We start from the raw sequence: 16,383 nt of genomic DNA on the forward strand, positions 1-16,383 counted from the left end.
GATGACCACGCTCGTCTCCACCAACGACACCCTCACCCGCGACGCGCTCGCCGTCCTCCAGCCCGGCTTCACCGGTACCACCGCGCCGGACTGGCTGCTGCGACGCGTCGGCGAAGGGCTCACCTCCGTCGGCCTGTTCGGCCGCAACATCGTCACCCCCGAGCAGCTCGCGGCGCTCACCGCCCAGCTGCGCGCCGAGCGCGACGACGTGCTGGTCGCCATCGACGAGGAGGGCGGCGACGTCACCCGCCTTGAGGTGCGCGACGGTTCGTCCTTCCCGGGCAACCACGCCCTCGGCTCGGTGGACGACACCGCGCTGACCCGGGCCGTCGCCCACGAGCTGGGCCGCCGGCTCATCGAGTGCGGCGTCAACCTCAACTGGGCGCCCTCCGGCGACGTCAACTCCAACCCGGACAACCCGGTCATCGGCGTACGCTCCTTCGGCGCCGAGCCCGCCCTGGTGGCCCGGCACACCGCCGCGTACGTCGAGGGCCTCCAGGCCGCCGGAGTCGCCGCCTGCACCAAGCACTTCCCCGGCCACGGCGACACCGCGGTCGACTCGCACCACGCGCTGCCCCGGATCGACGTCGATCTGGAGACCCTGCACGCCCGCGAACTGGTGCCCTTCAAGGCCGCCATCGCGGCCGGGTCGAAGTCGGTGATGAGCGCGCACATCCTGCTCCCCGCGCTCGACCCGGACCGCCCCGCGACGCTCAGCCCGCAGATCCTCACCGGTCTGCTCCGCGGCGAACTCGGGTACGAGGGACTCATCGTCACCGACGCGGTGGAGATGCAGGCCATCGCGGCGACGTACGGGATCGAGCGCGGCTCGGTCCTCGCGATCGCGGCCGGCGCCGACGCCCTGTGCGTCGGCGGCGGGCTGGAGGACGACGCCACGGTGGAGCGGCTGCGCGACGCGCTGGTCGCCGCGGTGCGCGGCGGGGAGCTGGCCGAGGAGCGGCTCGCCGACGCCGCCGCACGAGTACGGGCACTCGCGTCCTGGACGCGCGGTGCGAGGGGGGCGGTCCCGGCGCCGGGTGCGGCAGTGCAGGAGGGGACCGCGCCCGGCACCGCGACCGGACGGCCCGACGGGTACGACGCGAACGTCGGTCTCGTCGCGGCCCGCCGGGCGGTACGGGTGACCGGCGACGGGCCCCGGCTCGGCGCCCCGGTCCACGTCGCCGCCTTCACCCCGGTGGCCAACGTCGCCGTCGGCGGCGAGACCCCGTGGGGCGTCGCCGCCGAGCTGACGCGTCTGCTGCCCGGCACCACCGCCGCGACCTGCCGGAGCGACGACGCGGACCCGGTGGCCGAGGTGCTGCGGGCCGCGGGGGAGCGGCGGGTCGTCGCGGTCGTACGCGACGCCCACCGCCACCCCTGGATGGCGGCGGCGGTCGACGCGCTGCTCGCGGCGCGCCCCGACACGGTGGTCGTGGAGATGGGCCTGCCGTACTCCGCCCCGAGGGGTGCGCTGTACGTGGAGACGCACGGCGCCGCCCGCGTCTGCGGCATCGCCGCGGCGGAGGCCCTCACCGGGGCGTGACGGCGCACGGCGCGTGAATCGCGCGCATCGCACGGAAGAGGGGCCGGTCACCTGGTGACCGGCCCCTCTTCGGCGTGTGTCCGCCGGTCCTACAGCCCCTACAGCCCCTGCCAGGAGGGCTTCGATGCGAAGGTGTGCCGGAAGTAGTCGGCCAGCTTCAGCTTGGAAGCGGCGGCCTCGTCCACCACGACCGTGGCGTGCGGGTGGAGTTGGAGCGCGGAGGCGGGCACGACCGAGGCGACCGGTCCCTCCACGGTCTGCGCGACCGCGTCGGCCTTGCCCTCGCCGGTGGCCAGCAGGATCGCGTGACGCGACTCCAGGATGGTGCCGATGCCCTGGGTGATGACGTGGTGCGGCACCTGGTCGATGTCGTCGTCGAAGAAGCGGGCGTTGTCCACCCGGGTCTGCTCGGTCAGCGTCTTGATCCGGGTGCGCGAGGCGAGCGAGGAGCAGGGCTCGTTGAACCCGATGTGCCCGTCCGTGCCGATGCCGAGCAGCTGGAGGTCGACGCCGCCGGCCTCGGTCAGCGCCCGGTCGTACGCCTCGCAGGCGGCCTGGACGTCCTCGGCCGAGCCGTCCGGGCCCATGAAGGAGGACTCGGTCAGGCCGAGCGGCTCCACGACCTCGCGCAGCACGACCGAACGGTAGGACTCCGGGTGCCCGGCGGGGAGCCCGACGTACTCGTCCAGCTGGCAGATCCGGGCGCGGGACGCGTCCACCGCGCCCGAGCGCACCTTTTCGGCCAGGGAGCGGTAGATGGGCAGCGGGGTCGAGCCGGTGGCGACGCCGAGCAGGGCGTAGGGCTTGCGGCTCAGCAGGGCGCCCATGGCCTCCGCGATGAGCTCGCCGCCTGCCGCTGCGTCCGGGACGATGACAACTTCCACGCTGTGCCTGCCGATCTGATCAGTGACGACGTATGTGGTATAGACCAATCTGGTCCAAATTTAACAGAGTGCGGCGCCTCCGGACCAGGTGCGTTCCGTTTTTGATCATCGCCCTGGGCTTCGGTTGCGGGACGCCGTGCGGCCGGGGGTGACTTGTGTCAATTGTCCGCAGATGTGCAGGGCGCGCGACCCGGACGGAAGACCCGTGGGGCGGGAGCGGGCGGGGGGAGCCGGCCGGGTTTCCGGTACGGACGTCGGCGGGGGCGGGTGCAGGTGTCCGGCGGGGATCCGGGGCGCGGGCCTCCAAGGCCCGCGGAGTGCCGGGGCCGGGTGTGGAGCGCCGTGCGCCGACCCGCGGGCCGCGGCACCGGGAGGGACCCTCAGCCCGCCCGGCACCGCAGCCCGGAGCTGCTCGGCCGGCGGTGTGCGGTGCCTCCGGCCGTACGAGGCACGGGCGCGATCAGGGCAGAGAGCGCGGGTGCCTCGGTCCGTCCTCCTGTGCGGGGAGGGCGGAGGTTCTTGTCTCCGTATTGTGGACTAGACCATTTGTCGGTGTCCATGCGTCTGCGGTATCGATTCTGCTGGCGCGGTGCCGATTCTGGCGGCGCGGAACCCTCCTGTACACGGGGCACCCGCTCTCCGCCGCGCCCCCGCCGCGCTCCCTGCCGTGCTCCATGCCCGCTCCCCGCCCGCTCTCCGCCGCCGAGCAGGGCGGCGCTCGGTTCGGAACCTCTCGGTATCCACGGGTACGCTCGCACATGTGCCCTCCATGAACGACCTCGTCCGCCAGCACACAGCCCTGAGCGACACCGATCTCGAATGGCTCCACCTGCTGGTCTCGGAGTGGCAGCTGCTCTCCGACCTGTCCTTCGCCGACCTCGTCCTCTGGGTCCCCACCCGGGACGGGACGCGGTACGTCTCCGTCGCGCAGATGCGCCCCAACACCGGACCGACCTCCTACCAGGACGACATGGTCGGCCACCTGGTGCCGCGCGGTCGCCGTCCCCTGCTGGACGCCGCCCTCGACGAGGGCCGGATCGTGCGCGAGGGCGACCCGGAGTGGCGTGAGGAGGTGCCGGTACGGGTCGAGTCCATCCCGGTCCGCCGCGAAGGCCGGGTCCTCGGCGTCATCGCGCGCAACACCAACCTGCTGACCGTGCGGACCCCTTCCCGGCTGGAACTCACCTACCTCCAGTCCGCCGCCGACCTCGCTCAGATGATCGCCACCGGGGCCTTCCCCTTCCCCGGCCAGCAGGTCGACATGGACGCCTCCCCGCGCGTCGGCGACGGTCTCATCCGGCTCGACGCCGACGGGATCGTCCAGTACGCCAGCCCCAACGGCCTCTCCGCCTATCACCGGCTCGGCCTCGCCTCCGACATCGTCGGCCTTCACCTCGGCCAGACCACCGCCGAACTCGCCCCGTCCCGGGGGCCGGTGGACGAAGCCCTGGCCAAGGTCGCGAGCGGTTACGCGCCCCGCGAGTTCGAGGTGGAGTGCACGAGCGGCGTCATCCAGTTCCGGGCGATCCCGCTCAAGCCCAAGGGGGTCCGGATCGGTTCGCTGGTACTCCTCCGGGACGTCACGGAACTGCGCCGTCGCGAGCGCGAGTTGATAACCAAGGACGCGACCATCCGGGAGATCCACCACCGGGTCAAGAACAACCTCCAGACGGTGGCAGCCCTGTTGCGCCTGCAGGCCCGCCGGATGGACTCCGTGCGGGGGCGAGAGGCGCTCAACGAGGCGGTGCGGCGCGTCGGTTCGATCGCCATCGTCCATGAGACGCTGTCCCAGAATCTGGACGAGCGCGTCGAGTTCGACGAGATCGCCGACCGGGTCATCTCCATGGTCGCCGAGATCTCGCCCGGCAAGGTCACCTGCCGGCGCACCGGACGCTTCGGCATCCTCGACGCCGACGTGGCCACTCCGCTCTCGATGGTGCTGACCGAAGTCCTGCAGAACGCACTGGAACACGCGTTCAAGGAGGGGGACAGCGGCACGGTCGAGGTCTCCGCGGTGCGGGGCGGATCCTCCCAGGACGGCCGGCTGCTCATCACCGTGCAGGACGACGGCTGCGGCCTCCCCGAGGGCTTCGACCCGAGGAAGGCCGGGAACCTCGGCCTCCAGATCGTACGGACCCTGGTCGAGGGCGAACTGGGCGGCACCTTCGACATGGTGCCCGCGCCGGAGCGCGGCACCCAGGTGCTGCTCGACCTGCCGGTCAGCGCGGACAGGTAGAAGTTCCACCGGCGGCGGGGGCTCCCGCCGCCGGTGGAAACCCCCGTCGGTGCACCGCAAGGCGCACCGGCACACCGAAAGGCCCGGACCGTGGTGACGGTCCGGGCCTTTCGGCTCAAGCAGGTTCTTCTGCGCTTCGGGGTACTGCGCGCTGCGACTCGAAGGCGGGGCTGTGCGTACGCTGCGTACGCGCCGCCGGGCTGAGGCTTGTCGCGGGGGCGTCGAATCAGGCGCTGGCGTTGCGCGCCCGGTTGCGAGCGGCGCGGCGCTTCATGGCGCGGCGCTCGTCCTCGCTGAGGCCACCCCAGACGCCGGAGTCCTGGCCGGACTCGAGCGCCCACTGCAGGCACTGCTCCATGACGGGGCAGCGACGGCAGACGGCCTTGGCTTCCTCGATCTGCAGCAGCGCAGGACCGGTGTTGCCGATGGGGAAGAACAGCTCGGGGTCTTCCTCACGACAAACGGCGTTGTGACGCCAGTCCATGGCTGCTACCTCTCCTTGGTATTACATGCTTGTTGCTTGTGAATGTGAACGCTTTCACGAATCCCCCCGCAGGTGAAGGGCCTACGCCCAGACGAACTGGTCGTGGTCTCACAGTGGGGAGGGGTTCTGGCTCTCAGTGGAGGCCGATGCTGCGGGCCGTCCCGATCGCCATGTAGAGATTCGCAAACCTCGGCGGCGGATACAACCCCTTCTGGAAAGTTTTTTTTGATTCCTCGGTGTCGGCTCCGTCACAGCCGTACTTCTAAGGGGTGGGAACCAGCCCAAACGTTCGAGTTAAAGGACTTTGGGCCCTTCCGCTCACACAATCACACGCAGTGCACGGCGTACGCCTGTGAACGTCACGCTCGTACGCAGCCCCAGGTGGTCGCCGTCCATCTGGAAGGGGAGTGGGACCTTTGAATGCAAGGTGAAGTCCGTGAGGTCATGTCGTGAAACGACGTGCTTTCCGCGCGGGCCCTTGTCCGGGCTGGAGGTCAGCAGCTGGGTGCCGTAGCGGGCCACCTGCGTGGTGGAGAGCCGCTTCAGGCCGAGGATGTCCAGGCCGGTGTCGAAGGACGCCTTCGGGGAGGCGTACATCGGGCGATTGCCCAGGTAGGTCCAGGGGGCGGTGTTGCAGATTATCGACAGTGCGAGCTCGTGCACCGGCTCCCGGCCGGGCTCCTCCAGGGTGATCACGCCCTGGCGGCGGTGCGGCTCGTCGATGAACTGCCGGAGCACCTGGCGCACGTAGAGCGCATGGGTCGAACGCTTGCCGCCTTCGCGCTTCTGTTCGACCCGGCCGATCACGCCGGCGTCGAAGCCGAGACCCGCGCAGAAGGTGAACCAGCGTTCGGGTACCGCCTCGTCGGCGGAGCCCGGCGTACCGAACGCACGTCCGAGTCCCACCGTCCGTGAACTGTCCTCGGCCAGCGCCTGGAGGATCGCGCCGGTCGCCTCCACCGGATCGTTCGGCAGCCCCAGCGCCCGGGCGAAGACGTTGGTCGAGCCGCCGGGAACCACCGCGAGACTCGGCAGTCCGTCGTCGGGCCCCTGGTCCAGCAGCCCGTTGACGACCTCGTTGACCGTGCCGTCGCCGCCCAGCGCGACCACCAGGTCGAAGGAGCCGGAGTCCGCGGCCCGGCGCCCCAGGTCCCGGGCGTGACCCCGGTACTCCGTGGTCACCGCCTCGATCTTCATCTCGCTCGCCAGTGCGTGGATGAGCACGTCGCGCGTCCGCGCACTGGTGGTGGTGGCGGCGGGATTGACCACGAGGAGAGCGCGCATGACTGCCAGCCTACCTACCGGACGGTACCGGGCAGCAGTCCCTCCCCCGAGCCTTCACTCAGCGTGACCGTCCGTACTCCGGTCACCCGGCGTGACCGGTCGTGCCGGGAAGCGGCGCACCGGCCCCCGGCTTCGCTTTCCGGGCGCGGGGATGCCAACCTGGCTGGCGTGAGTACTCAAGCGAACACGCCCTCCCCGTCTCCCGCGCCCGCGGCCGCGCCCGGGAAGCGGACCGGGAAGCCGGGGCGCATCGAGGCCCTCGCCGCGCTCACCGCCCTCGAAGGGGCGGCCCTCGTCGTCGGCGGGATCTACATGCTGGTGATGGGGCTGCTCGGACGGCCGGAGAGCCCCACGCAGGCGGTGACGGGCGGAGCCACCCTGATCGCGCTCGGCCTCATCCCGCTCGCGGGCGCCCGCGGACTGCTGCTGCGCCGCAGCTGGGGCCGGGGCCCCACGCTCATCACGCAGCTCATGGGCGTGCCCGTCGCCTACACGCTGCTCAAGTCCCAGGGCGCGCTGATCCCCACCGGGATCGTGCTCGCCGCCGTCGTGATCACCGCACTGGTCCTGGTCTTCAACCCGGCGACCACCCGGGAGCTGGGCATCACCCGGGGGGCGCGCCCGGAGGCCGACTGAGGGCCGTCACCGAGCGACGCACGACGAAGGGCCCCGGAGACCGTCGCGGTCTCCGGGGCCCTTCGTCATGCCGTCACTCCTCCACGAGCAGCCGCTCCCGCAGCTGGGCCAGCGTGCGGGCCAGCAGCCGGGAGACGTGCATCTGGGAGATGCCGACCTCCTGCGCGATCTGCGACTGGGTCATGTTGCCGAAGAACCGCAGCAGCAGGATCCGCTTCTCGCGCGGCGGCAGCCCCTCCAGCAGCGGTTTCAGGGACTCGCGGTACTCGACGCCCTCCAGCGCCTCGTCCTCCGAGCCCAGCGTGTCCGCGACGGCCGGCGACTCGTCGTCCGTGTCCGGCACGTCCAGCGAGAGGGTGCTGTAGGCATTGGCCGATTCCAGCCCCTCCAGCACCTCCTCCTCGGAGATGCCGAGCCGCTCCGCCAGCTCGTGCACGGTCGGCGAGCGGCCGTGCTGCTGGGAGAGCTCGGCGGTCGCCGTGGTCAGCGAGAGCCGCAGCTCCTGGAGGCGGCGCGGCACCCGCACCGCCCAGCCCTTGTCCCGGAAATGGCGCTTGATCTCCCCGACGACGGTCGGTGTCGCGTACGTGGAGAACTCCACGCCCCGGTCCGGATCGAACCGGTCCACCGACTTGATCAGGCCGATCGTGGCGACCTGTGTGAGGTCGTCCAGCGGCTCGCCCCGGTTGCGGAACCGGCGTGCCAGATGCTCCACCAGCGGCAGATGCATCCGGACCAGCCGGTTGCGCAGTTCGGCCTTCTCCGGCGAACCGTCCGGCAGTTCCCGGAGCACGACGAAGAGCGCCCGAGCCGCGCTGCGGTCGTTGGGATCGTGATGCCCGTGCTCGCTCATCTGGCCCGCCCGCTCCGCCTGCTCCGCCGCGGCCGCGACAATCCTGGGCTCGCCCGCACCGCCCGTCCCGTCCGCCCCGTCCACCGGGTGCGGCCGGGCCTGTTGCTCCGGGACGGCGTTGGGGTGCGCCGCCCCTGGTCGGATCGAATCGTCCCGCACAGCACCGTCCCCGTTCCCGTCGCTCACGCCGGCCCGGGTCCCGCGCCGCGTTGTTTGTGGAGGCTGATGCTGACCGTCCGGTCGTCGGCGACCGTGGATTCGACCTTGCCCGCCAGCGCGGCGAGCACCGTCCACGCGAAGGTGTCGCGCTCCGGTGCCCGGCCGTCCGTGGTCGGGGCCGACACGGTCACTTCGAGGGAGTCGTCCACGAGCCGGAACACGCAGCTGAGGACGGATCCCGGCACGGCCTGCTGGAGCAGGATCGCGCAGGCCTCGTCGACCGCGATGCGGAGGTCCTCGATCTCGTCGAGAGTGAAGTCCAAGCGCGCCGCGAGGCCGGCCGTGGCCGTACGCAGCACCGACAGGTAGGCACCCGCAGCGGGCAGCCGGACCTCCACGAAGTCCTGGTTCCCGGGTTCGCCTGCGATCTGGGACACCCTCACCTCCAAGGTGGCACAAACTCGTTCGAGGTTCCGGAACAGGTCCGGAACCGTTCGGTCGGTCGTCGGTTCTCGGTCGGGGCGACGCTATCGCGATCCATGATGCCGTGTCGCCGCGAGCCCAACCGGTGGGGGTCACACATGGTAAGCACGGAGATGCTGACAGTCGCTACTGTTGCGACCGGAGTTGTCAGCCCGTGGGGTGGACGGACCGCGCGGGCACGGGTGCCGGAGTTCGGCGTCGCCCAATTCCGAAGAACCGGCGCCGGTTTGACGTACCCAGACGTCAGACGATCGAACCGTCCTCGTAGCACCAGCGCCAGCTCTCGCCCGGCTCGAAGCTCCGCACCACGGGGTGCCCGCTCTCCCGGGCGTGTCCCGTTCCGTGCCTGAGCGGTGACGAATCGCAGCAGCCGACGTGCCCGCAGGTCAGGCAGAGACGCAGCTGCACCGGGTGTGTTCCGGCGTCCCGGCACTCCACGCAGGTGTCACTGAGCGGGGTGGGCTCGGGGCGGGGCAATTCGAATACGTGCGGGCACTCACTCATGATGGCCAGGTTACGACGGATGTGAGGACCGACCGATGGACGCATTGCCCCTGGTCGCACTGGTCGCGGCCAGTGCGGCGGTAGCCGGAGCCGCGCGGCGCACCCCGGTGCCCGCCCCGCTGCTGCTGGTGGCCGTAGGACTGCTGGCCGCCTACCTGCCGGGGGTGCCCCCGTACACGCTCGACGCGCACATCGTGCTGCCGCTGCTGCTGCCGCCCCTGCTGTACACCGCCGCCGTGGACAGCTCCTACCTGGACCTGCGGGCCAATGCCCGGCCCGTCGCGCTGCTGTCGGTCGGGTACGTCCTCTTCGCCACGCTCGCGGTCGGCTGGCTCGCCTATCTCCTGGTGCCGGACCTGCCGTTGCCCGCGGCCCTGGTGCTCGGCGCGGTCGTCGCCCCGCCCGACGCCGTGACCGCCGCCGCCATCGCGCGCCGGGTCGGCCTGCCGGCCCGGGTCACCACCATCCTCCAGGGCGAGTCCCTGGTGAACGACGCCACCGCGATCACCGCCTACAAGGTGGCCCTGGCCGCCGCCGTGGGCTCCGGGATGAGCTGGGGCGAAGGGGTGTGGGAGTTCCTGCTCGCCTCGGTCGGCGGCATCCTCGTCGGCCTCCTGCTGATGGTCCCGCTGCACTGGCTGCGCACCCACCTCAAGGAGGCGCTGCTCCAGAACACCCTCTCCCTGCTGATCCCCTTCGTCGCCTACGCGGCGGCCGAGCGGGTGCACGCCTCCGGAGTGCTCGCCGTGGTCGTCGTCGCCCTCTACCTCGGACACCGCTCCTGGCAGGTCGACTTCGCCACCCGGCTCCAGGAGGCCGCCGTCTGGAAGATGGTGGCCTTCGTGCTGGAATCCGCCGTCTTCGCCCTCATCGGGCTCCAGATGCCCTTCGTGCTGCGGGGCCTGGGCGCCTACGCCGTGTGGGACGCCGTCCGGTACGCCGTCGCGGTCTTCTTCGCCGTCGTCGTCGTCCGCTTCCTCTGGGTCTACCCCTCCACCTACCTGCCCCGCCTGCTCTCCTCCCGCATCAGGGAACGCGAGCCGGAGACCAACTGGACCTCCCCGCTGATCGTCGGCTGGGCCGGGATGCGCGGGGTCGTCTCGCTCGCCATCGCCTTCTCCATCCCGTACTTCACCGACGACGGCGAGCACTTCCCCGCCCGCAACCTGGTGCTCTTCCTGACCTTCACCACCGTCATCGGCACCCTGGTCATCCAGGGGCTCTCGCTGCCGCTGCTGGTCCGCCTGCTGAAGCTGCCCGGCCCCGACCCGCAGACCCAGACCCTCGCCGAGGCGCAGGCCCAGAGCGAGGCCTCGACGGCGGCCGAACAGCGGCTGGACGAGCTCCTCGCGGACGAGCGCAACAGCCTCCCCGGCCCCCTCGCGGACCGGCTGCGCACGGTCATGGAGCGCCGCCGCAACGCCGTCTGGGAGCGCCTCGGCGCCGCCAACCCGCTCACCGGCGAGTCCGCCGACGACACCTACCGCCGGCTCTCCCGCGACATGATCGAGGCCGAGCGCGAGGTCTTCGTACGCCTCCGCGACGACCGCCGCATCGACGACGAGATGCTGCGCACCCTGCTGCGCCGCCTCGACCTCGAAGAGGCCGCCGCCTACCGGGAGTCGGACCCCGACTGACCGGCGGCGCCCTCCTCGGCGGCCGGTTCCGGGCGCCCGGTGATCACCGCGGTCACCCGGGAGCCCGGGGCGAACGCGCCCTCCCCGGCCAGCCGGACCAGCGCGTACAGCAGCTTCGCCACGTAGATCCGCTCGACCGGCAGCCCGTGCCGGTCCTCGAAGTCGTCGGCGAAGGCGTGGAGTTCCGGGGTCGTACGGGCGTACCCGCCGAACGCGAAGCGGTCCTCCACCGACCACCGCCCGGCCGGACCGCCGAAGGCCTCGCGCTGGAGGCCGCGCACCGCGTCGGTGAGGAAGCCGCCGCGCAGCACCGCGACGCCGAGAGCCCGTTGATCCGGGTCCAGGCCGGCCGCCAGGCCCGCCAGGGTGCCGCCGGTGCCGCAGGCCACGGCCGCGACCCCGGTACGCCCCCGCAGCTCGCGTCCGAGCTCCGTACAGCCCTGTGCGGCCCGCGCGTTGCTGCCGCCCTCCGGAATGACCCGCGCGTCCCCGAAGCGGTCCAGCAGCGCCGCCAGCACCCGGGGATCGTCCTTCGCGCGGTACGTCCCCCGGTCCACGAAGTGCAGCCGCATCCCGTCGGCCGCGCACCGGGCGAGCGAGGGGTTCAGCGGGCGCCCGGCGAGTTCATCGCCGCGTACCACTCCGACGGTGGCGAAGCCCAGCAGCCGCCCGGCGGCGGCGGTCGCCCGCAGATGGTTCGAGTACGCCCCGCCGAAGGTCAGCACCGGGCGCCCGTCGAGGTCCGCGAGATTGGGCGCCAGCTTGCGCCACTTGTTGCCCGGCAGGTCCGGGTGGATCAGGTCGTCCCGCTTGAGCAGCAGCGTCACCCCGTGCCGGGCGAACCGCCCGTCGGCCACCTCCACCAGCGGGGAGGGCAGCCGGGGGCGGAGTACGGACGCGGGGTCCGGGGCGGCCGTGCCACGGCCGGGGTCCGGTGCGGCCGGGCGAGGGGCAGGGGCGGTGGGGCGATGGGCGGGGGCGGCGGGGTCGGTCGGGCTCACCCCTCCAGTGTCGCCGCCGTCCCCCCGCCCCGGTCCGCGCGGGTCAGTCCTGGGCGAGCCAGAGGTCGGGCCCGAACACCTCGTAGTGGATGTCCGCCGCCGGGACGCCCTTCGCCAGCAGCTGGGTCCGCACGGCGCGCATGAAGGGCAGCGGGCCGCAGAGGTAGGCGTGGGTGCCGGGGGCGACGGCCAGGTCGCCGAGGTCGACCAACCCGGTGCGCCCGGCGGGGTGGCCGGCCTCGGGGTGCTCGTACCAGAAGTGGGCGGTACCGCCCTTGAGAGCGGCGGTCAGCCGCGCGTGGTCGAGCCGCAGGGCGTGGTCGGCGGGGGACCGGTCGCCGTGCACCACGGTGACCGGGGCATCGTGGCCGGTGGCCGCGAGGTGCTCCAGGAACGACAGCATCGGGGTGCAGCCGATCCCCGCCGAGGCGAGCAGCAGCGGGGCGGCGCCGACGGACGCGCCGAGGGTCAGGTCCCCGTACGGCAGCGAGACGCGCAGCCGGTCGCCGGGGCGGACGTGCGCGTGCAGGTGCGCCGAGACCTCGCCGTCCGGCCCGTCGCCGCCGTGGACCCGCTTGACGGTGATCGAACGCAGCGCGGAGTCCGGGGCACCGGAGAGGCTGTACTGGCGTATCTGGCGCGCGCCGTCCGGGAGTTCGACCTGTACGGAGACGTACTGGCCGGGCCGGAAGGCCGGGGCCGGGGAGCCGTCGGCGGGGCGGAGCCGGAAGGTGGTGGCGTCGGCGGTCTCCGCGGTGCGCCCGGCCACCTCCCACTCCTGCCAGACCTGGCCCGCGGCGACGCCGCGTTCCGCGTAGAGCCGGTCCTCGGCGGCGATCAGGGCGTTGGCCATCAGCCAGTAGACCTCGTCCCAGGCGGCGGCGACCTCGGGGGTGACCGCGTCGCCCAGCACCTCCGCGATGGCGGCGAAGAGGTGGGTGTGCACCACCTCGTACTGCGCGGCCGTCACGCCGAGGGAGGCGTGCTTGTGGGCGATCCGGCCCAGCATCACGTCGGGCCGGGTGTCCGGGTGCTCGACCAGCATCGTCGCGAAGGCGGCGACCGAGCCGGCGAGGGCGCGCTGCTGGGTCGCGGCGGCCTGATTGCCCCGGTTGAAGAGGTCCCTCAGCAGCTCGGGGTGGGCGGCGAAGAGCTTCCGGTAGAAGAGATCGGCGATGTCCCCGATGGCGGCGCCGACGGCGGGGAGGGTGGCGCGGACGGTGGCGGTCGACGACTCGGAGAGCATCGGGACTCCTCGGATGTTGAATTGGTATCTGAGATGCGCATTTTTCGGGACGCGTGCGCCCGGTACGGCCCGTGGGGCGCGCACCCGGCGGTGCGGTGGGGTTCAGCCGGTGCCGGCGCGGGTCGCGCCGATGCCGACGAGCAGGGGCCCGGTGGGCGAGGCGACGAGCTCGGTGACGGTGATCGGGTCCAGCTCCGCGAAGAAGGCCTCCTGGGCCCGGCGCAGGGCGCCACGCAGCCGGCAGGCGGCGAGCAGCGGGCAGGGGGTGTCCCCCTCGCACTCCACGACGTCGCCGGCGCCTTCGAGTTCGCGGACGACGCCGCCGACCGAGGCGGTGCGGCCGGCCCCGGTGAGGGCGAGCCCGCCGCCGCGTCCCCGGCGCGCCTCGACCAGGCCGAGGTGCTGGAGCCGGGCGACCACCTTGGCGGTGTGGGTGTACGGCACGCGCATGACCGCCGCCACCTCCCGGGTGGTCGGAGCCTCGCCGTTCTCGACGACGGCGAGGCGCATCAGGACCCGCAGCGCCACGTCGGTGAATCTCGTCAGCCGCATGAGGGCACCGTAGATAACTGGTATCCGAGATGCAAATTATCGAACGCGGCAGGCGCCGTCCGGCCCCACTGCCCAGATCGAAGCACGTTTAGTCGCACTCTTTTGTGTAATGGCGTAGCGACACTCCGTGCTGAAAGGCTTCTTCGCGCAGCTCAGCCCATGATCGAGAGGACCCGTCAGATGTCCGTTGGTGAAGAGGTTCGCGACACGCAGGGCACGCCGCAGCAGAGTCTCGGCACGGCCGCTGCGAGGAACCTCGCGACGACCACCAAGTCCGCGCCGCAGATGCAGGAAATCACCTCCCGGTGGCTGCTGAAGACGCTGCCGTGGGTGCAGGTGCAGGGCGGCACGTACCGGGTGAACCGTCGGCTCAGCTACTCGGTCGGAGACGGACGGGTGACCTTCGTGCAGACCGGCGACCGGGTCGCCGTCATCCCCGCGGAGCTCGGCGAACTGCCCGCGCTCCGCGACTACGCGGACGAGGAGGCGCTCGCCGAGCTGGCCCGCCGCTGCGAGCAGCGCAACGTGGCCGCCGGGGAGGTCATCGCGGCCTCGGGGGACGCGGCGGACCGGGTCTACCTGCTGGCGCACGGCCGGGTCGAGAAGATCGGCACGGGCCCCTACGGGGACGAGACCGTCCTCGGAGTCCTCGCGGACGGCTCCTACTTCGGCGACCACTCCCTGGTGGAGGGCGACGCGCAGTGGGAGTTCACCACCCGCGCGGCCACCGCCTGCACCCTGCTGACCCTGAGCCGCGCCGACGTGCTCAACCTCGCCGAGCGGGTCCACACCCTCCGCGACCACCTCGCCGGGCTGCTCGCCATCCCGCAGCAGCGGACCAACAACTTCGGCGAGGCGGCGATCGACCTCTCCGCGGGACACGTCGGCGAAGCCGTCGTCCCGCACACCTTCGTGGACTACGACGCGGCGCCCCGCGAGTACGAACTCAGCGTCGCCCAGACCGTACTGAAGGTGCACAGCCGCGTCGCGGACCTGTACAACCAGCCGATGAACCAGACCGAGCAGCAGTTGCGGCTCACGGTCGAGGCGCTCCGCGAACGCCAGGAGCACGAGCTCATCAACAACCGGGAGTTCGGCCTCCTCAACAACTGCGACTACGGCCAGCGGCTCCAGCCGCACGACGGGGTGCCCAGCCCCGACGACATGGACGAACTCCTCTCCCGGCGGCGCGGATCGAAGCTCTTCCTCGCCCACCCCCGCGCCATCGCGGCCTTCGGCCGCGAGTGCAACCGGCGCGGACTCGTCCCGGAGAGCGTGGACGTCGGCGGCCACCACGTGCCGGCCTGGCGCGGGGTGCCGATCTTCCCGTCGAACAAGATCCCGGTCACCGAGGCCCGCACCACCTCCATCATCTGCATGAGGACCGGCGAGGCCGAACAGGGCGTCATCGGCCTCCACCAGACCGGCATCCCGGACGAGATCGAGCCGAGCCTCTCCGTCCGCTTCATGGGCATCGACGAGCAGGCGATCATCTCCTACCTGGTCACGGCCTACTACTCCGCCGCCGTCCTCGTCCCGGACGCCCTCGGGGTCCTGGAGAACGTGGAGGTCAGCCGCTGGCACTGACGCCCCGCGCGGGGGCCCCGGAGCCGGACACCGACCAAGGGCGGTTGCCGGGGCCCCGGGGCGCGTCTTCACGCCGCCGTCCGCCGCGTGTGTGAAGACGCGCCCTCGCCCGTGCCCGCGCCACCGCACCGCGCGTACGACCCCGCACCCCCGGCCCGGGAAAGAACCGGACCGGGGGTTCACCGGCGACAGAGCGACAGAGGGAGTGACCGTGACCATGACGAGTACGGACGCCGCGACCGAGGGCTTCGAGGCCGCCGCGCTCCTGGAGCGGACCCGGGCCGTCGTCGACCCGCACCTGCGCGCCGCGGTGGCGTCGCTGCCCGGCGGGATGCGCCGGGTGGCGATGTACCACTTCGGCTGGGCCGATGCCGAGGGCAACGAGGCAGGCCCCTCCCAGAGCCCGGCCGGCAAGGCCATCAGACCCGCCCTGGTGCTGGCGGCGGTCCGCGCACTGGGCGGCGACCCGGAACGCGCGGTGCGCGCCGCCGTGGCCGTCGAACTCGTGCACAACTTCACCCTGCTCCACGACGACGTCATCGACGAGGACGCCACCCGGCGCCACCGGCCCACCGCCTGGGCGGTCTTCGGCGTCCCGGACGCCGTCATCACCGGCGACGCCATGCTCGCCCTCGCCCTGCGCCTGCTCGCCGACGACGACCACCCCGCCTCGGGCCCCGCCACCGCGCGGCTCACCGCCTGCGTCATCGAGCTCTGCGCCGGCCAGCAGGCCGACTGCGCCTTCGAGGAGCGCGGCCCCCGGGAGGTCACCCTCGACGAGTGCCTCACCATGGCGATGGCCAAGACCGGTGCCCTGCTCGGCTGCGCCTGCGCGGTCGGCGCCCTCTACGCGGGCGCCTCGGACCGGTCGGTGGGCGCGATGGACGGCTTCGGCCGGGAGTCGGGGCTCTCCTTCCAGCTCATCGACGACCTGATCGGCATCTGGGGCGATCAGGCACGCACCGGCAAACCGGTCGGCGCCGACCTCACCGCCCACAAGAAGTCCCTGCCCGTGGTGGCCGCGCTCACCTCGGGGACCCCGGCGGCCGCCGACCTCGCCGCGCTCTACGAAGGCCCCCTCGGCGCACCGGAGGAGGTGCGCCGGGCCGCCGACGCCGTGGAGCGGGCCGGCGGGCGCGACTGGGCGCAGGCCACGGCGGCCGACCGGATGGCCCGGGCGGTCCACCACCTGTCCCGGGCGGTCCCCGACCTGGCGGCGGCCGGGGACCTGCTCTCCCTCGCGGAGTTCGTCACCCGCCGCAGCCACTGAGCGACCCGGGTACGTACGAAGCCC

15 protein-coding genes are annotated in these 16,383 nt (G+C 72.4%); 6 read left to right on the forward strand and 9 right to left on the reverse strand.

The window, feature by feature from the left end; translation table 11 throughout:
* Position 1 precedes the first annotated feature (1 nt).
* Positions 2–1,543, forward strand: a complete 1,542-nt coding sequence (locus ACWCWD_RS10175; protein WP_450771923.1) for a glycoside hydrolase family 3 protein — start codon at positions 2–4, stop codon at positions 1,541–1,543.
* 98 nt (positions 1,544–1,641) lie between these two features.
* On the opposite strand, the gene nagB is transcribed toward ACWCWD_RS10175, so the two are convergent.
* Positions 1,642–2,427 (reverse strand): glucosamine-6-phosphate deaminase, encoded by a 786-nt coding sequence (gene nagB, locus ACWCWD_RS10180; protein WP_450771924.1) that lies wholly within the window; start codon positions 2,425–2,427, stop codon positions 1,642–1,644.
* A gap of 769 nt (positions 2,428–3,196) precedes the next feature.
* Here nagB and ACWCWD_RS10185 point away from each other — a divergent pair.
* Positions 3,197–4,663, forward strand: a complete 1,467-nt coding sequence (locus ACWCWD_RS10185; protein ID WP_450771925.1) for a sensor histidine kinase — start codon at positions 3,197–3,199, stop codon at positions 4,661–4,663.
* A 226-nt stretch (positions 4,664–4,889) separates the two neighbouring features.
* On the opposite strand, the gene ACWCWD_RS10190 is transcribed toward ACWCWD_RS10185, so the two are convergent.
* Both ACWCWD_RS10190 and ACWCWD_RS10195 read right to left on the reverse strand, forming a co-directional pair.
* Positions 4,890–5,147, reverse strand: coding sequence for a WhiB family transcriptional regulator (locus ACWCWD_RS10190; protein ID WP_003953983.1), 258 nt, complete (start codon positions 5,145–5,147; stop codon positions 4,890–4,892).
* Positions 5,148–5,465: 318 nt separating this feature from the next.
* A complete protein-coding gene (locus ACWCWD_RS10195; RefSeq protein WP_450771680.1) occupies positions 5,466–6,431 on the reverse strand; it encodes a diacylglycerol/lipid kinase family protein in 966 nt (321 codons plus the stop codon).
* A gap of 168 nt (positions 6,432–6,599) precedes the next feature.
* Between ACWCWD_RS10195 and ACWCWD_RS10200 the strand changes: the two genes are divergently transcribed.
* Positions 6,600–7,067 (forward strand): hypothetical protein, encoded by a 468-nt coding sequence (locus ACWCWD_RS10200; protein WP_450771682.1) that lies wholly within the window; start codon positions 6,600–6,602, stop codon positions 7,065–7,067.
* Positions 7,068–7,140: 73 nt separating this feature from the next.
* Here ACWCWD_RS10200 and ACWCWD_RS10205 read toward each other — a convergent pair whose 3' ends face one another.
* From ACWCWD_RS10205 to ACWCWD_RS10215, 3 genes are all read right to left on the reverse strand, one after another.
* On the reverse strand, positions 7,141–8,079 hold the full coding sequence (locus ACWCWD_RS10205; RefSeq protein ID WP_450771684.1) for an RNA polymerase sigma factor SigF: 939 nt from the start codon (positions 8,077–8,079) through the stop codon (positions 7,141–7,143).
* Positions 8,080–8,102: 23 nt separating this feature from the next.
* Entirely contained in the window at positions 8,103–8,516 is a 414-nt protein-coding gene (locus ACWCWD_RS10210; protein WP_266708962.1) for an ATP-binding protein, read from the reverse strand.
* A 289-nt stretch (positions 8,517–8,805) separates the two neighbouring features.
* On the reverse strand, positions 8,806–9,066 hold the full coding sequence (locus ACWCWD_RS10215) for a UBP-type zinc finger domain-containing protein (protein ID WP_450771686.1): 261 nt from the start codon (positions 9,064–9,066) through the stop codon (positions 8,806–8,808).
* A 35-nt stretch (positions 9,067–9,101) separates the two neighbouring features.
* Here ACWCWD_RS10215 and ACWCWD_RS10220 point away from each other — a divergent pair, with 35 nt between their 5' ends.
* Positions 9,102–10,703: a Na+/H+ antiporter gene (locus ACWCWD_RS10220; protein ID WP_450771688.1), complete on the forward strand. Its 1,602-nt coding sequence runs from the start codon at positions 9,102–9,104 to the stop codon at positions 10,701–10,703.
* Here ACWCWD_RS10220 and ACWCWD_RS10225 read toward each other — a convergent pair.
* The 3 genes from ACWCWD_RS10225 to ACWCWD_RS10235 all read right to left on the reverse strand — a co-directional run bounded on the left by ACWCWD_RS10225 (position 10,679) and on the right by ACWCWD_RS10235 (position 13,502).
* A complete protein-coding gene (locus tag ACWCWD_RS10225) occupies positions 10,679–11,581 on the reverse strand; it encodes a 1-aminocyclopropane-1-carboxylate deaminase/D-cysteine desulfhydrase (RefSeq protein ID WP_450771927.1) in 903 nt (300 codons plus the stop codon). The two genes, ACWCWD_RS10220 and ACWCWD_RS10225, sit on opposite strands and share 25 nt — an antisense overlap.
* A 166-nt stretch (positions 11,582–11,747) precedes the next feature.
* Positions 11,748–12,950 carry a globin domain-containing protein gene (locus tag ACWCWD_RS10230; protein WP_450771690.1) on the reverse strand — a complete coding sequence of 401 codons (1,203 nt, stop codon included), beginning with the start codon at positions 12,948–12,950 and terminating at the stop codon, positions 11,748–11,750.
* 102 nt (positions 12,951–13,052) lie between these two features.
* Complete coding sequence (locus ACWCWD_RS10235; protein ID WP_450771692.1) at positions 13,053–13,502, reverse strand: Rrf2 family transcriptional regulator; 450 nt, start codon at positions 13,500–13,502, stop codon at positions 13,053–13,055.
* Positions 13,503–13,682: 180 nt separating this feature from the next.
* Here ACWCWD_RS10235 and ACWCWD_RS10240 point away from each other — a divergent pair, with 180 nt between their 5' ends.
* Both ACWCWD_RS10240 and ACWCWD_RS10245 read left to right on the forward strand, forming a co-directional pair.
* A complete protein-coding gene (locus tag ACWCWD_RS10240) occupies positions 13,683–15,089 on the forward strand; it encodes a family 2B encapsulin nanocompartment shell protein (protein ID WP_450771694.1) in 1,407 nt (468 codons plus the stop codon).
* Between the two features lie 217 nt (positions 15,090–15,306).
* Positions 15,307–16,359, forward strand: coding sequence for a family 2 encapsulin nanocompartment cargo protein polyprenyl transferase (locus ACWCWD_RS10245; RefSeq protein WP_450771929.1), 1,053 nt, complete (start codon positions 15,307–15,309; stop codon positions 16,357–16,359).
* Positions 16,360–16,383 lie beyond the last annotated feature (24 nt).

This window comes from Streptomyces sp. NPDC001493 (assembly GCF_053597235.1).

Excerpts from the sequence above, each read along its gene's own strand:
- ACWCWD_RS10190 (WP_003953983.1), bottom strand. The coding sequence starts at position 5,147 with ATGGACTGGCGTCACAACGCCGTTTGTCGTGAGGAAGACCCCGAGCTG.
- ACWCWD_RS10235 (WP_450771692.1), bottom strand. The coding sequence starts at position 13,502 with ATGCGGCTGACGAGATTCACCGACGTGGCGCTGCGGGTCCTGATGCGC.
- ACWCWD_RS10175 (WP_450771923.1), top strand. The coding sequence starts at position 2 with ATGACCACGCTCGTCTCCACCAACGACACCCTCACCCGCGACGCGCTC.
- ACWCWD_RS10195 (WP_450771680.1), bottom strand. The coding sequence starts at position 6,431 with ATGCGCGCTCTCCTCGTGGTCAATCCCGCCGCCACCACCACCAGTGCG.
- ACWCWD_RS10220 (WP_450771688.1), top strand. The coding sequence starts at position 9,102 with ATGGACGCATTGCCCCTGGTCGCACTGGTCGCGGCCAGTGCGGCGGTA.
- ACWCWD_RS10245 (WP_450771929.1), top strand. The coding sequence starts at position 15,307 with ATGACGAGTACGGACGCCGCGACCGAGGGCTTCGAGGCCGCCGCGCTC.
- ACWCWD_RS10215 (WP_450771686.1), bottom strand. The coding sequence starts at position 9,066 with ATGAGTGAGTGCCCGCACGTATTCGAATTGCCCCGCCCCGAGCCCACC.
- ACWCWD_RS10230 (WP_450771690.1), bottom strand. The coding sequence starts at position 12,950 with ATGCTCTCCGAGTCGTCGACCGCCACCGTCCGCGCCACCCTCCCCGCC.
- ACWCWD_RS10240 (WP_450771694.1), top strand. The coding sequence starts at position 13,683 with ATGTCCGTTGGTGAAGAGGTTCGCGACACGCAGGGCACGCCGCAGCAG.
- ACWCWD_RS10185 (WP_450771925.1), top strand. The coding sequence starts at position 3,197 with ATGAACGACCTCGTCCGCCAGCACACAGCCCTGAGCGACACCGATCTC.